Origin of the sequence: Bacillus sp. CH140a_4T, from assembly GCF_008923725.1 — a bacterium.
Lineage (GTDB): Bacteria > Bacillota > Bacilli > Bacillales > Bacillaceae_G > Bacillus_A.
The window spans coordinates 112,275-126,348 of record NZ_WBPF01000016.1; the positions used below are offsets into that span (position 1 = coordinate 112,275).

The window sequence follows — 14,074 nt, forward strand, 5'->3', positions numbered from 1 at the left end:
ATGAAATTGCCTCCTTTCATTATGGTGTAAAGCGACTAAATTTTAGTGGTCCGTGATATATTTTCTCGGCTAATGAATCACTATGATGAATGTAATGTTCGTACGGGGGAATCGTGTTGACATACATAAGCCAAATGGCCCCTTTTTGATCCATAATGGTGGAAAGCTCTAGCTCGAATAACGAAGAATAAGATTGATCTAATGCTTGAAACACTTCATTTATAATGTCATGTAAAGCATCTTGTAATAATTGTACCCCAGTACTAGATAGTATGTATTTAATTTTTGAAAATGAATGCAGCGAAGAATCATCTGTTGCCGAAAGTAAAAGTTGATTCGGAAATGAGCTTTTTTGTATAAATTGACCGATAACGTTCCACTGCTGTTCTTTATTCTTTTGCAAAATGGTCCGAATATGGAGTGGGTATGTTAATTGATTTGGTGGCTGCAGCATTGTATGGGTGATGTAACGTGCTGATCGTATGTTACGTTTGTACCAAGATATAAATTCATCTGTCCGTTTGATTGAAGTAGAAGTATGATAGGCGTCACTTATAATATCGATATGAAACGTTTTATTTTTGTAAGCGATCCGGTACAGATTTTCAATAGAATATGTATGAGTAGGACGTATAATAATATCTTTTGTTTTTAATAACAGCTTAAAAACGTTTTGTATCGTTGCTGTTTCAAATTTTGGTATATAAGGAGATAATTTTTTATTCGTGAGAAATAAATCGTGTAGTTCGCTTAAGTCAATGAGTGTGTTATTTAAAAAGGTAGTGGTAGGGCGGTTGTGTAATGAGTGAATAATTGACTTTGCTTTTTCGAAGTCTGTTTCTTCGTTAAAAGAGGAACGATCGTATATATAAGAAGGAATAGGGAATATTTGCTCTTTCCATTTTCCTGTATCAGTATCATAAATCAGACCAGAAATAAGATCTGTTTTAGGATCAATACCAAATGGCGTAAACTGGGCAACGACATTATGATAAAGCCGAGCGCGTTTAGCGATTTCGGTGTAATACGTTTGCTCATAATGAGGCTGAGAAGTTAAAATACCGAGAACCAACGAAATCACTCCTTTACTAACAAAATGTTGACATAATAGGCGAAGTTATATATTGCAAATACGTTTTTATACCATTATACTGTTGTCCGTATGATGATATGCTATAGTTTTGAAGAAGCGAAAGGTTGATTGCAATGAATATATGGTTAAGTATGTTAACGACGACAGGGATCGGAGCAATTATTGGAGGATTCACAAATCATTTAGCGATAAAAATGTTATTTCGTCCTCATCGTCCTATTTATATTGGAAAGTTTCAATTGCCATTTACACCAGGATTAATTCCGAAGCGCCGTGATGAGCTTGCTGTTCAATTAGGGAAAATGGTTGTTGAGCATTTGTTAACACCAGAAGGAATCGGAAAGAAGCTAACAAATGAAGAGTTTCAAAAAGGTTTAATCGACTGGGCACAAGTAGAAGTCGATAAAGTAATGACGAATGAACAATCACTGCGACAAATGTTAGAAAAATGGAACGTAGCGCATGTAGAAAAAGAAGCAACTAGGAAAATCGAACATGTGATTACAGAAAAGATTGAGGCATTTTTAGAAGAGTACTATACATATACATGGGAACAGGCTTTACCTCATTCTGTTCATGAAAAAATAAAAAATACGATCCCAAATGTTTCGGCGTTTATCTTAGAGCGAGGCATTAGGTTTTTTGAAAGTGAAGAGGGGAAAGCGCGTCTTTCAAAAATGATTGATGATTTCTTTGCTTCCAGGGGAACGCTACTTAACTTAGTCGGAATGTTTTTAGGGAATGTAAGTGTAGTGGATCGTGTGCAACCAGAAGTTATTAAGTTTTTAGGGCAAGATGGCACAAAGCAGCTTTTAACTGATGTACTGCAAAAAGAGTGGGAAAAGTTAAAAGGAAGAGATGTAAAAGAATTAGAAACGTTTGTAGAAAAAGAAATGATTGTAAGCTCCATATTGTCAGCAGTTAAAGTTGAGGAAACAGTGAGTAAATTTTTAAACCAATCTGTGCAGCAAGTATGTGAGCCAGTTCGAGAAACAATCAAGGAAAAGCTAGTCCCAAGTGCTGTAACGAAAGGCTTGAAGTGGGGAACAGAAAACGTAGCGAGTATATTAAACAATCTCCACCTTGCGGAAATTGTCCAGCAAGAAGTATCTACATTTTCAACGGAGAGACTAGAAGATTTAGTGCTATCCATTACGAAAAATGAACTAAAAATGATTACGTATTTAGGTGCCTTATTAGGCGGGATGATTGGACTCATACAAGGGGTATTACTGTTGTTCCTTAGGTAGTAAAGATAAGTACATAGAAATAAAAGTGAAATTTCTTCACATCTCTTGCATAGTTTGATATGGTAAGAAGAGGTGCGTATGTAAATGCACTTAAAAGGCAGTGTGAGCGAAAAGCGCTAGCCTTCTAAAGGAGGAAAAATAAAATGACAAAAAACATTCATGATGTTGCATATGAATTACAAAAAGCAATCGCTGAAAACGAAGACTTCCAAACATTAAAAGAGAGCTACGCAGCAGTACAAGGTGACGAAGCGTCAAAGAACTTATTCGATGAGTTCCGCACAATGCAACTTGGCCTACAACAAAAAATGATGCAAGGTCAAGAAATCACTGAAGAAGATAACCAAAAAGCACAAGAAGTTGTAGCTCGCATTCAACAAGATGCTAAAATCACAAAGTTAATGGAAACTGAGCAACGCCTAAACATCGTTATCACTGACGTTAACAAAATTATCATGAAGCCACTTGAAGATTTATATAACGCGCAACAACAAGCGTAATGAAGGAAGACGCCCCTAGGATGGGGCGTCTTTTTGTTTGTTATTTGTGGAAATACTTCGTTTCAATATTCTTTTCCTTCAAAAACTTTTCGATCTCTTTTTGCTTTCTTCCATTAACTTTCTCAAAGCGTTTTGTAAAAGAAAAATCCGTTTTGAATAAGTTACCATTTTGAGCGAGTTTGTCTAATTCTTGCTCTAGTTCTACTGATAGTGCTGTAGACGCTGAAATGAATTCATACATTTCTTTCGAAGGTTTTATGTAATCATTAGGGATCGTATTGTTACTAATAAAATTATGGAAGTTCGCGTCGTTTTGTTTTGCTAAATCTACAAGTTGTTGTAATTTATTTCGGTCGGATTCCGTGACATTCTCATCAGACATGGCTGACGAAAGTGGAACGATGTTTTCGTCTAAATCTCCGCTATAATCTAAATACTTTTTTATATTTTGTTTCATTTCATCTTCATTAATCGTTTCATTCTTTTTTGAGGAAGTGAATATCGTTTCTGGAATTTTAATCGTAACATCTTTAATAGATTGTACATCTTCTAATTTATCATATCGTGTATCATTTGCTTCATTAGATTGTGTATCGTGTGAACAAGCTGATAGCAATAAAATTGTAAGTAACATAAGTGGATATAAAGTATATTTCTTCATTTTAATCTCCTTTTACATTCATTATTATCTTTGTAAAATAGCTACATTCCATTTCAAGTACTTAACTAAAGCTGCGTATAGATGTTTTATCATTTGATAACATATGACGGATATGAGCAAACCGCTGCAAAAAGCGATGAACACATTATAAACATCGGAATAACTAATTTGATGAAACCCTTTGAAAAATCCTAATCCTATTAATAAAATAGGTGAAATAATTAATAATGGAGTAGCAATGATAAGTGCTAGAAGGATCGGTAATAAAAAGAGTAATACGAAAAAGGCGATAATGATAAAGGTAAAGTTTAAAACACTTAAGCTCATAACAGAAAATAGTGCAGTTATCATATTTTTAAAGCTTCGTTTATTGTCAGCATTGCTTATTGCATAGGAAACAGTAAGTTCTTTCGCGATCGTTTTAGGGTTTCCTAGTTTTCTAGCAATTTCTTCTTCACATTTCCCATCTTGTTTACCACTGATAAAATGAGTTTCATACTCCGAAATAATATCTTTCTTTTCTACATTAGGCATATTCCGCAGGGAAGAACTAAGTTGTTCCAAAAATTCACTTTTGTTCATAATAATCACTTTCCTTTATAAAATGATGAATTACAAAACACATTCCAATTGCTGGGCATTCCAATATTTACAAATATATCATTTAGTATTGTTCTTTGCAAGGTACTGTGAAGTTTTTAATACTGTGATGAGATGAAAGTTTTTCGTGCTTTTTTAGATGAAATATAAAAATATTATTTTAGGATAAATAAAGGGTTGTAAGCGGATTCTTTAATGGTTGTCAAAAAACTGTCAAATTCATATCGTTGGAAAAATAATGCATTTGTAATATAATGATAAGCAATACTTCACCACGTTAATTAACTAGGTGAAATTAAAAATCTTTATTACACACATTATGAAATAAAGGGATGATTAGTTTGAGTACAGGTGTAAAAGCAAACGACGTGAAGACAAAAACAAAAGGAGCAGATCTTGTTGTTGATTGTTTAATTAAACAAGGTGTTACACATGTTTTCGGTATTCCAGGAGCGAAGATTGACTCTGTATTTGATGTACTGCAAGAAAGAGGACCAGAGTTAATTGTTTGTCGTCATGAACAAAACGCAGCATTCATGGCAGCTGCTATTGGTAGATTAACAGGGAAACCGGGCGTATGTCTTGTAACTTCAGGACCAGGGACATCAAATTTAGCGACAGGTCTTGTTACTGCGAATGCGGAGAGTGATCCCGTTGTTGCTTTAGCTGGTGCAGTTCCACGTACGGATCGATTAAAACGTACGCATCAATCTATGGATAATGCTGCATTATTCGAACCAATCACAAAATATAGTGTAGAAGTAGAGCATCCTGATAATGTGCCAGAAGCACTTAGTAATGCATTTAGAAGTGCGACTTCCACAAATCCAGGCGCTACTTTAGTAAGTCTGCCGCAAGACGTTATGACTGCGGAAACGACTGTAGAGTCTATCGGTGCGCTTTCTAAGCCACAGCTTGGAATCGCTCCCACACATGATATTACATATGTAGTAGAAAAAATAAAAGCAGCAAAATTACCGGTTATTTTACTCGGTATGAGAGCGAGCACAAATGAAGTGACGAAAGCCGTTCGTAAATTAATTGCGGATACAGAACTTCCTGTCGTTGAAACATATCAAGCAGCTGGTGCCATTTCACGTGAGTTAGAAGATCATTTCTTCGGCCGCGTTGGATTATTCCGTAACCAACCAGGTGATATTTTACTAGAAGAGGCAGACCTTGTTATTTCGATCGGTTATGACCCAATTGAGTATGATCCGAAATTCTGGAATAAACTTGGAGACAGAACAATTATTCATCTTGATGATCATCAAGCAGATATCGACCATGATTACCAACCAGAGCGTGAATTAATTGGCGATATCGCTTTAACAGTAAATAGCATTGCAGAAAAATTACCGAAACTTGTATTAAGTTCGAAATCAGAAGCAGTGTTAGAACGATTACGCGCGAAATTATCAGAACAAGCAGAAGTTCCAAACCGTGCTTCAGAAGGTGTTACGCATCCGCTTCAAGTTATTCGTACACTTCGTTCTTTAATTAGTGACGATACAACTGTGACATGTGACATCGGTTCACATTCTATTTGGATGGCAAGATGTTTCCGTTCTTATGAACCACGTAGATTATTATTTAGTAACGGTATGCAAACGTTAGGTGTTGCACTTCCTTGGGCAATTGCCGCTACTTTAGTTGAACCGGGCAAGAAAGTTGTTTCCGTGTCAGGTGATGGTGGTTTCTTATTCTCTTCGATGGAATTAGAAACAGCGGTACGTTTAAACGCACCGATCGTACATCTTGTATGGAGAGACGGTACGTATGATATGGTTGCGTTCCAACAAATGATGAAATACGGTAGAACATCAGCTACAGAGTTTGGCGATGTCGATCTTGTGAAATATGCAGAAAGCTTCGGTGCAAAAGGTCTTCGCGTTAACACGCCTGATGAATTAGAAGGTGTATTAAAAGAAGCACTAGCAGCAGACGGCCCTGTCATTATTGATGTTCCAATTGACTACCGTGATAACATTAAATTAAGCGAAAAATTATTACCAAACCAATTAAACTAATGGAGGCATGATTGAGATGACTGTTGCACAACTCATTGATATTGATGCAAAAAGAACGAAAATGAGTAATGAAGTATATCAAACATCTACAATGCTTGCGCTATTAGATGGTATATATGATGGTGTGATTAGCTTTGAGGAATTGAAAGAACGTGGTGATTTCGGCATCGGCACATTTGATCAATTAGATGGTGAAATGATTGCGTTTGATAACGAATTTTATCATTTACGTTCAGACGGTTCAGCAGAAAAAGTAGAACCGGAAGAAACAACACCGTTTGCGACTGTAACGTTTTTTGAAAAAGAAATGAGTTATACAGTAGAGCGCCCGATGAATCGTGAAGAAGTTGAGGCATTATTACATGAATTAATGCCAAGTAAAAATTTATTTTACGCTATTCGAATGGACGGTACATTCCGTGAAGTAAGAACGAGAACGGTTCCAAGACAAGAAAAACCGTATACACCGCTCGTTGAAGTGACGAAATCACAACCAATCTTTTCATTTAAACATACAGAAGGTACGCTTGCTGGATTTTGGACACCAGATTACGCGCAAGGTATTGGTGTAGCTGGTTTCCACTTACATTACATTGACGATGCAAGAAGCGGAGGCGGACATGTTTTCGATTATGTTGTAGAAAACTGTACGATCCAAATTTGTCAAAAGGCTCATATGCATTTAGCACTTCCAGAAACAGCTGATTTTATGGCGGCTGAATTATCAAGAGAAAACTTAGAGGATAATATCGCGACTGCGGAAGGTGCGGAGTAAAAGGGAGAGACTGTTCCATTGTGGAGCAGTCTTCTTTTATTTGTCGGTAAGTCGATATTCCTTGTCGAATCGTTGCTATCATTTATTTTTTTGAAACAAACGGATGCCCTTCATAATAAAAACGCCACGGATAATGTACAGCTTCTTCTGCATAGGCGATGTTAATGCGAGGTCCTGCTGTTATTTGATATTGTGATGACATGTGTTCTTCTTCTCGGACCAGTTCAATATGTAATGTGTCACTTTGTAACGATACGCCGCGTTCTTCTAAAGTAATTCCGAGTGCACGGCATAGTTTGCCAGGGCCGCTCGTTAAATTTTTGTACTGCGCTTTTGTAATTTCGGTTTTGTTGTAGCGTGCTAGTTTTATTTCTTCTATTCCATCTACCGGTTCAAGTGCTCGAATGAGAACACCTTGTGGGGTGCCAACTGGCGCTGTAATGACGTTAAAACAATGATACATACCGTAAATTAAATATACGTAAGCATGTCCCGGTGCGCCAAACATGACTTCTGTACGGTCTGTTCGTCTGCCGCCGTAACTATGTGCGGCCTTATCATCGGGACCTTTGTATGCTTCTACTTCTACAATGATTCCGCTTCGTTTTATTCCATCTACAATATGTACAAGTTTTTGTCCGAGTAACTTCTTTGCGACTTCTAACGTATCGCCTTCATAAAAGGAAGGTGGTGCTTGCATTGTACTATCTCCTTTGCTAAGTGTATATGTATATAGTAAACCAAATTTTCAGTAGTAATTCTAACTCGTTCTATTTGCTACATTTATTTCATAAATTATGGATAGAGTACAACAGCGAAGAGGGGGAGTGCGACATGATTTATCGCTTACTAGCTCTTAATATAGATGGGACACTACTATACAACAACGGAAAAATTGCAAAAGGATTACGAGAAACAATTGAATTTGTGAAAAGAAAAGATGTATACGTTACATTGTTTACGAGCCGTAATTTTCAGTCCGCTCATAAAGTTGCAAAGGCGCTAAAATTAGATTCTATATTAGTGACACACGGCGGTGCTTTCGTTTCAGCAACGATAGATAAGCCGTACGTTCAAAGGAGATTATCGGAAGAGAAGACGTTTAACATTGTGCAAGTGTTAGAGCACTTTGATTGTAACGTACGCATTTCTCATGAACGGTTTTCAATCGGAAATCGTGAGAGAAATACACCAAACTTAATTGCGCGTACTGTATTATCAAGCGCAGATCCATTATTTTATCCAGTTCAATTTGTAGACTCGTTAGGTGATGCGCTTCGTGATCATCCAGTAGCGGCACCAAAAATTGATGTTATTTTCCAAAGTAAAGGTGAAAAAGAACGAGGGTTAAATACATTACGAAAAGCATTTCAAGATATAGAGTATGTTGATTGTGATTCAAAACGAATAGAAATCTTGCCGCAAAATGTATCAAAATTACGTGGATTACAATTGCTTGGAGAGCATTTAAATATTTCGCTAAACGAAATGGTTGCGATTGGAGATAGTTTAGAAGATCTAGAAGTAATTGAAAATGTAGGGCTTGGTGTAGCGATGGGGAACTCGCCTGTAGAATTAAAGCAAGCAGCCGACTGGATTACACGTTCAAATAGTGAGAACGGTGTAGAGTATATGATTAAAGAACATTTCCGTAAGCAATTCCCGCTTCCGTTTTTGAAGAATCATAAAAATACACCGAAACGATGAAAGAAAAACGTAGCGAAAACGCTACGTTTTTTCTTGTTTAAGCTTCAATAACCTTAAGCATGCGATTTAAAAATGCGGCTGATTCAGCACGTGTTGCTGTGCCTTTTGGTACGAATTCATTCCGTTCGTTCCCTTTTACGATTCCGTATGCGTAAACATTTTGTAATGCCTTCTTATCATATGCTAAATCTTGGTCAATGAATGGCAATTTCATTTCTTTTCTATAAATTGAGTTATATGCTAATGCACGGTCAATCATAATAACAGCTTCATCACGCTTTATTGTAGCGGTTGGATCAAATTTATTATTCCCGCGGCCACTAATGATACCTGCGCTAGCGGCACGATTAATTCCGTCTACTAAAGATGGATGTGCTTCGTGTAAGTCTGTAAATTTAGCGTTTCCAGCAGGTAAATTTAAAGCTCTTGACATTAAATTTGCAAATTCAGCTCGTGTTACGAGGCGGTTTGGCCAGTAAGAACCATTGCCATCACCGAACATGATTTTCCTAGCTGCTAACTGACGAATATCTTGTTCATACCATCCACCTGTAATGTCGTCTTTTTCATGAGGGACTTCTGGAGGCGGAATAACATCTTTATGATGTTCATTATAGTAAGCGTTCGTGCCTTTTAAGAAAGCATCCCATTGCCCGCGTTGAATCATAAATGCAGGGCAGTTTTTTCCGCTCCAAAATTGATGCTTTTGAACGTGATCTAGAGATATGTTTAATTCGTTCATTAAATAAGCAGCTAATTTGCGGGCATTTTCTACCGCTTTCGTATAATCTCCATCACTATTCACAGCAATTTCAATTCCGATAGATTCATAGTTTCCTGTCTTATTTCCAGCATGCCAACCAACTTCATTTAATGGAAGATGTTGATAAATTTCTTTATCATCGACAGTAAAATGCCAAGATGCTGAACGATCAGTCTGCCCACGTGCTTGGCTATCTAAGTACTTCGCATGATTTAACGCGTTAGCACCCTTACTTGTATTAGCAGTTTCATGAATTGTAATGTATTTCGGTTCCATTGCGTAGCCAGGACGAATGTTTTCATTTCCTTTTGGAACAATCATTTCTTTAAATGTAACACCATAAACGTTATTTGTAGGCAAATTAGATGGTGTTTTGAAGAAAGTTGCGCTTCTCTTTTCGATAGACCCTGTTTTTTCAAATAATGATGCTTTCGTACCTTCAAATGTAGCTGAAGGTGCATAAATCCATTTTTCAGTTCCATTCATTTGAATTTTAAACCAATTCCCAGCTTGTTCAGTAGGAGCTACTGTTTGTGGGTGTAATGTCGTTTCTTCTTTAAACGATTGGAAAGGGAATGAATATACTGATGTTTCTTCTGTTACAATTAATTTTTGATCCGAGAGTTTATGAATCTCTTGTACTTCTAAACTATTATTTTCCTTATTAACCCAACCAGAACCAAATGTAGTTTGCACGTAATATGCATTCCCTTTTTTCTTCGTTGCCTTTACTACTGGTTCAGCAATTTCAATATTTGTTTTGGTTTTTAAGTCGTTTGAATCGTATAGTGGAAGTTTTGTTGATAAGTGGAGAAGGTATTCACCCGAGATTTCAAGATCACTTTCTTCGTCATGTCTATGCTGTTTTGCATGTTCTTCAATGCTTTTTAAAGCTTGTTCATCAATAGACAATTCCGCAGTTCTCTCTATATTTTCTGCGAATGAATGGGTAGGTGCTATAAATGTTTGTAATGCCAAAGATAGTGCTAAAATGTTGCAAAACCTTTTTTTCATAGTTGTTTTTTAACACGTTATAGTATCTATGTCGTGTTAACAGTCCTCCTTTAAATGTATTTAAATTAGTAGCAAGTACTAATTACGTTATAGATTGTAACAAGAGTATATTCTAATGTCTATATAAATAGGGAAAGTTCGTGAAAAACCAATATTCAGTTTGTTTTAAATAGGATATAGAAATAAGGTAAAACCTTCTGTATTGACCTACAAACGCCCTTCAAGTAAACTAAAGAGAGTTTGCAAATGAAAAGGTGATAATGTTGTTAATTTCAATTAAAACGTTACAAGATGATCGTTTTTTACGTCCGCTGCAAAATATTGGCGGCTTATTTTTTGAAGAGAGTACGATTGGATTTGAACAAGAGGAAGCAAATCTTATCGTTGATATACACATTGAAGAGAATGTGAAAGCATCAGCTCGTTTAACAGATGTTGCTACTGGAAATGTGTATGAAGAAACATTCGCAAAAGATTTATCTGCTTTCACAGATGAAAAAGAGCGTATGAAGCAAGTGAAGCACGTTGTTTCTTATGTATATCTTTCTGTTCTTCAGCAGTTAACTGGTCTTGAACAAAGCTGGGGCATTTTAACGGGGGTTCGTCCGACAAAACTTCTTCATAAAATGCTTCAAAATGGTATGTCAAAAGAAGAAGCACACCAAGAACTTCGTGAAAGCTATTTAATTCATGAAGAGAAAATTGAACTTCTTCAGCGTATTGTTGATTGCCAATTAGCGGTAGTTCCGGATTTATACCGTTTGAAAGAAGAAGTAAGTATTTATATCGGTATCCCATTCTGCCCAACAAAATGTGCATATTGTACATTCCCGGCTTATGCAATTAACGGACGCCAAGGCTCTGTTGATTCGTTCTTAGGTGGTTTACATTATGAAGTTCGTGAAATTGGTAAGTTTTTAAAAGAAAAAGGTGTAACAGTTACGACGATTTATTACGGCGGTGGTACACCGACAAGTATTACAGCAGAAGAGATGGATATGCTGTATGAAGAAATGTATGAAGCGTTCCCAGATGTGAAAAATGTGCGTGAAGTAACAGTTGAGGCAGGTCGCCCAGATACAATTACGCCAGCGAAGCTAGACGTGTTAAATAAATGGAACATTGACCGTATTAGTATTAATCCGCAGTCATACCATCAAGAGACACTAAAAGCGATTGGACGCCACCATACTGTAGAAGAGACAATTGAGAAGTATCACTTAGCTCGTGAAATGGGAATGAACAATATTAATATGGACTTAATTATTGGTCTTCCTGGTGAAGGACTAGATATCTTTAAGCACACATTAGATGAAACAGAAAAGTTAATGCCAGAATCATTAACAGTTCATACGTTATCATTTAAACGTGCTTCTGAAATGACGCAAAACAAACGTAAATATAAAGTTGCAGGTCGCGAAGAAATTACAGCGATGATGCACGAAGCAGAAGAGTGGACGCAAAAGCATAATTACGTACCATATTACCTATATCGTCAAAAGAATATTTTAGGTAACTTAGAGAACGTTGGTTATGCAATGCCGACGCAAGAAAGTATTTACAACATTGTCATTATGGAAGAAGTACAATCAATTATCGGACTTGGCTGTGGTGCATCAAGTAAATTTGTTCATCCGAAGACAGGTGCAATTACGCACTTCGCAAATCCGAAAGATCCAAAATCATATAACGATGGCTTCGTAAAATATACAGAAGACAAACTGAAAATTTTAGAAGAGCTATTTGTATAGGAAGAAAGAGGTTGTTCCGATGTGGGGCAGCCTCTTTTTTATTCTGTTATTTGTGAGGTGATTAAAGTTTTTCTTTATATTGTCAGTTTTTGTCGGGAAGTCGATATATTCGAAAAATCGCTGATATAAATTGAGTTGTGGTCGATATATTTTAAAAATCGCTGATATATTTCAAGTTACGTTCGATATATTTGGAAAAACCGCCGATATAATTTCACTTATCGATAAGCAGCACTGTTTGTAAAACTATGTCGATAATAATCAGAAAAATTAGTCAAATCATTAGAGGACAATGTCTACTTATGGACGAAATGATAGATTTATGAAAGAGAAAAGGGGGAAATTGTTGGCATGTACATGACGATAGGGAGAATATTTGATTTAGCTGTTGGTAAGTATCCAAATAAAGAGGCGTTAGTAGAGCCGGAAAAGAATATTCGCTGGACATATAAAGAGTGGGATGAGCAAATAAATAAAACGGTGCAAGCTCTATTGAAAGAAGGGGTAAGAAAGGGAGATACTGTATCTGTTTACTTATATAATTGCCGTGAATTTGTAAACGTTTACTTAGCCTGTGCGAAAATTGGGGCAATCTTTAACCCGATTAACTTCCGTTTAAAAGCAAAAGAATTATCGTATATCCTTCAAGATGCAGCCTCGAAAGTAGTAGTCTTTGAAAAAGCGGTTGAATCAACGGTTGCTATTATTGAACGAGATTTTCCAAATTCGTCTTTTTGGTATGTAGAAGACGATACACCTTCCTATGCTAGTTCTTACCATGAAAAAGTAAATGAAGCACCAGCTGAAAAAGTAGATATTGAAGTCGATGAAATGGATTATTGTTCTATGCTGTATACGAGCGGTACAACTGGTCACCCGAAAGGCGTGCTACATCGCCATCGTGAAATGGCTGAGCATAGTATGATTTGTACGTATTTCTTAAAATATAATAGAGATAGTGCCGGACTTGTAGTTGCGCCTTTATATCATTGCGGCGAGTTAAACGCTGGAATTATCCCGCGCATTCAAGTTGGCGGAAAGAATGTTATTTTACATCATTTTGATACGGATAGAGTATTACATACGATTCAAGAAGAGAAGATTACGACGTTTTTTGCAGCACCGACGATGTGGAATATGTTACTGCAAAAAGATTTAACAAAGTACGATTTAACATCGATGAAGGTTGGTATATATGGAGGAGCAGCAATGGCTCCAGCGCTAGTTAAGGAATGTAAAGAACGTCTTTATATTGATCTTGTCCAAATTTACGGAATGACAGAAATGGGACCAGTTGTTGCGTTTCTCGTAGAAGAAGATCAAATTACGAAAGCAGGTTCAGCGGGAACACCATGCTTTAGCCATGAAATTCGCATTGTAAAACCAAACGATGATGCACCAGCAGAACCAGATGATGTACTACCTCCTTATGAAGTAGGAGAGATTATTTTGCGCGGCCCAACTATGATGGCTGGTTATCATAACCGAGAAGAAGCAAATGCAAAATCAATGTATAAAGGATGGTACCACTCTGGTGATTTAGGTTACTTCGATAAAGATGGCTATTTATTCGTCGCAGATCGTGTGGATGATATGGTAATTAGCGGAGGCGTTAATATTTATCCACGTGAAATTGAAGATTTCCTTCATAGTCACCCTGGTGTATTAGATGTTGCGGTGCTTGGTGAGCCAGACGAATTATGGGGAGAACGTGTTGTGGCTGTCGTTGTAAAGAAAGATGAAGCGATTACAGAAAATAATTTGGAAAAATATTGTAAAGAGAGTGATGAATTAGCAGATTATAAACGTCCACGTCATTACTTATTTGTGGATGAACTGCCTCGTAATGCGAGTGGGAAATTACAGAAGTTTGTGTTGAGGGAGTCTTTAAAAGGGGCAAAAAAATAGAAAGTGGGGGATACCCACTTTC

At 36.8% G+C, this 14,074-nt stretch carries 12 protein-coding genes; 7 read left to right on the forward strand and 5 right to left on the reverse strand.

What is annotated here, in order from left to right; translation table 11 throughout:
- Window positions 1-19 precede the first annotated feature (19 nt).
- Window positions 20-1,072 (reverse strand): YheC/YheD family protein, encoded by a 1,053-nt coding sequence (locus F8162_RS16020; RefSeq protein WP_151631534.1) that lies wholly within the window; start codon window positions 1,070-1,072, stop codon window positions 20-22.
- 134 nt (window positions 1,073-1,206) lie between these two features.
- Between F8162_RS16020 and F8162_RS16025 the strand changes: the two genes are divergently transcribed.
- Window positions 1,207-2,343: a DUF445 domain-containing protein gene (locus tag F8162_RS16025; protein ID WP_151631533.1), complete on the forward strand. Its 1,137-nt coding sequence runs from the start codon at window positions 1,207-1,209 to the stop codon at window positions 2,341-2,343.
- Between the two features lie 143 nt (window positions 2,344-2,486).
- Complete coding sequence (locus F8162_RS16030) at window positions 2,487-2,843, forward strand: YlbF/YmcA family competence regulator (RefSeq protein ID WP_151631532.1); 357 nt, start codon at window positions 2,487-2,489, stop codon at window positions 2,841-2,843.
- A gap of 40 nt (window positions 2,844-2,883) precedes the next feature.
- On the opposite strand, the gene F8162_RS16035 is transcribed toward F8162_RS16030, so the two are convergent.
- Together F8162_RS16035 and F8162_RS16040 are read right to left on the reverse strand one after the other, a co-directional pair.
- On the reverse strand, window positions 2,884-3,504 hold the full coding sequence (locus F8162_RS16035; protein ID WP_151631531.1) for an NDxxF motif lipoprotein: 621 nt from the start codon (window positions 3,502-3,504) through the stop codon (window positions 2,884-2,886).
- A 24-nt stretch (window positions 3,505-3,528) separates the two neighbouring features.
- Window positions 3,529-4,086 (reverse strand): HAAS signaling domain-containing protein, encoded by a 558-nt coding sequence (locus F8162_RS16040; protein ID WP_151631530.1) that lies wholly within the window; start codon window positions 4,084-4,086, stop codon window positions 3,529-3,531.
- A gap of 359 nt (window positions 4,087-4,445) precedes the next feature.
- Here F8162_RS16040 and alsS point away from each other — a divergent pair, with 359 nt between their 5' ends.
- Together alsS and alsD are read left to right on the forward strand one after the other, a co-directional pair.
- Window positions 4,446-6,134, forward strand: coding sequence for an acetolactate synthase AlsS (alsS, locus tag F8162_RS16045; RefSeq protein ID WP_151631529.1), 1,689 nt, complete (start codon window positions 4,446-4,448; stop codon window positions 6,132-6,134).
- Window positions 6,135-6,150: 16 nt separating this feature from the next.
- Window positions 6,151-6,909 carry an alpha-acetolactate decarboxylase gene (gene alsD, locus F8162_RS16050; RefSeq protein ID WP_151631528.1) on the forward strand — a complete coding sequence of 253 codons (759 nt, stop codon included), beginning with the start codon at window positions 6,151-6,153 and terminating at the stop codon, window positions 6,907-6,909.
- 82 nt (window positions 6,910-6,991) lie between these two features.
- Here the strand turns inward: alsD and F8162_RS16055 are convergent, their stop codons facing one another.
- A complete protein-coding gene (locus F8162_RS16055; RefSeq protein ID WP_151631527.1) occupies window positions 6,992-7,609 on the reverse strand; it encodes a DNA-3-methyladenine glycosylase in 618 nt (205 codons plus the stop codon).
- Between the two features lie 134 nt (window positions 7,610-7,743).
- Here F8162_RS16055 and F8162_RS16060 point away from each other — a divergent pair, with 134 nt between their 5' ends.
- Window positions 7,744-8,616 (forward strand): Cof-type HAD-IIB family hydrolase, encoded by an 873-nt coding sequence (locus tag F8162_RS16060; protein ID WP_151631526.1) that lies wholly within the window; start codon window positions 7,744-7,746, stop codon window positions 8,614-8,616.
- 37 nt (window positions 8,617-8,653) lie between these two features.
- On the opposite strand, the gene F8162_RS16065 is transcribed toward F8162_RS16060, so the two are convergent.
- On the reverse strand, window positions 8,654-10,393 hold the full coding sequence (locus tag F8162_RS16065) for an N-acetylmuramoyl-L-alanine amidase (protein ID WP_151631525.1): 1,740 nt from the start codon (window positions 10,391-10,393) through the stop codon (window positions 8,654-8,656).
- Between the two features lie 260 nt (window positions 10,394-10,653).
- Here F8162_RS16065 and F8162_RS16070 point away from each other — a divergent pair, with 260 nt between their 5' ends.
- Together F8162_RS16070 and F8162_RS16075 are read left to right on the forward strand one after the other, a co-directional pair.
- Window positions 10,654-12,144: a coproporphyrinogen III oxidase gene (locus tag F8162_RS16070; protein WP_151631524.1), complete on the forward strand. Its 1,491-nt coding sequence runs from the start codon at window positions 10,654-10,656 to the stop codon at window positions 12,142-12,144.
- Between the two features lie 351 nt (window positions 12,145-12,495).
- Entirely contained in the window at window positions 12,496-14,052 is a 1,557-nt protein-coding gene (locus F8162_RS16075) for a fatty acid--CoA ligase (protein WP_151631523.1), read from the forward strand.
- Window positions 14,053-14,074: the final 22 nt, after the last annotated feature.

What these genes read in the sequence shown, in the direction of transcription:
- F8162_RS16025 (WP_151631533.1), top strand. Translation starts at nt 1,207, where the DNA reads ATGAATATATGGTTAAGTATGTTAACGACGACAGGGATCGGAGCAATT.
- F8162_RS16030 (WP_151631532.1), top strand. Translation starts at nt 2,487, where the DNA reads ATGACAAAAAACATTCATGATGTTGCATATGAATTACAAAAAGCAATC.
- F8162_RS16035 (WP_151631531.1), bottom strand. Translation starts at nt 3,504, where the DNA reads ATGAAGAAATATACTTTATATCCACTTATGTTACTTACAATTTTATTG.
- F8162_RS16040 (WP_151631530.1), bottom strand. Translation starts at nt 4,086, where the DNA reads ATGAACAAAAGTGAATTTTTGGAACAACTTAGTTCTTCCCTGCGGAAT.
- alsD (WP_151631528.1), top strand. Translation starts at nt 6,151, where the DNA reads ATGACTGTTGCACAACTCATTGATATTGATGCAAAAAGAACGAAAATG.
- F8162_RS16055 (WP_151631527.1), bottom strand. Translation starts at nt 7,609, where the DNA reads ATGCAAGCACCACCTTCCTTTTATGAAGGCGATACGTTAGAAGTCGCA.
- F8162_RS16060 (WP_151631526.1), top strand. Translation starts at nt 7,744, where the DNA reads ATGATTTATCGCTTACTAGCTCTTAATATAGATGGGACACTACTATAC.
- F8162_RS16065 (WP_151631525.1), bottom strand. Translation starts at nt 10,393, where the DNA reads ATGAAAAAAAGGTTTTGCAACATTTTAGCACTATCTTTGGCATTACAA.
- F8162_RS16070 (WP_151631524.1), top strand. Translation starts at nt 10,654, where the DNA reads ATGTTGTTAATTTCAATTAAAACGTTACAAGATGATCGTTTTTTACGT.
- F8162_RS16075 (WP_151631523.1), top strand. Translation starts at nt 12,496, where the DNA reads ATGTACATGACGATAGGGAGAATATTTGATTTAGCTGTTGGTAAGTAT.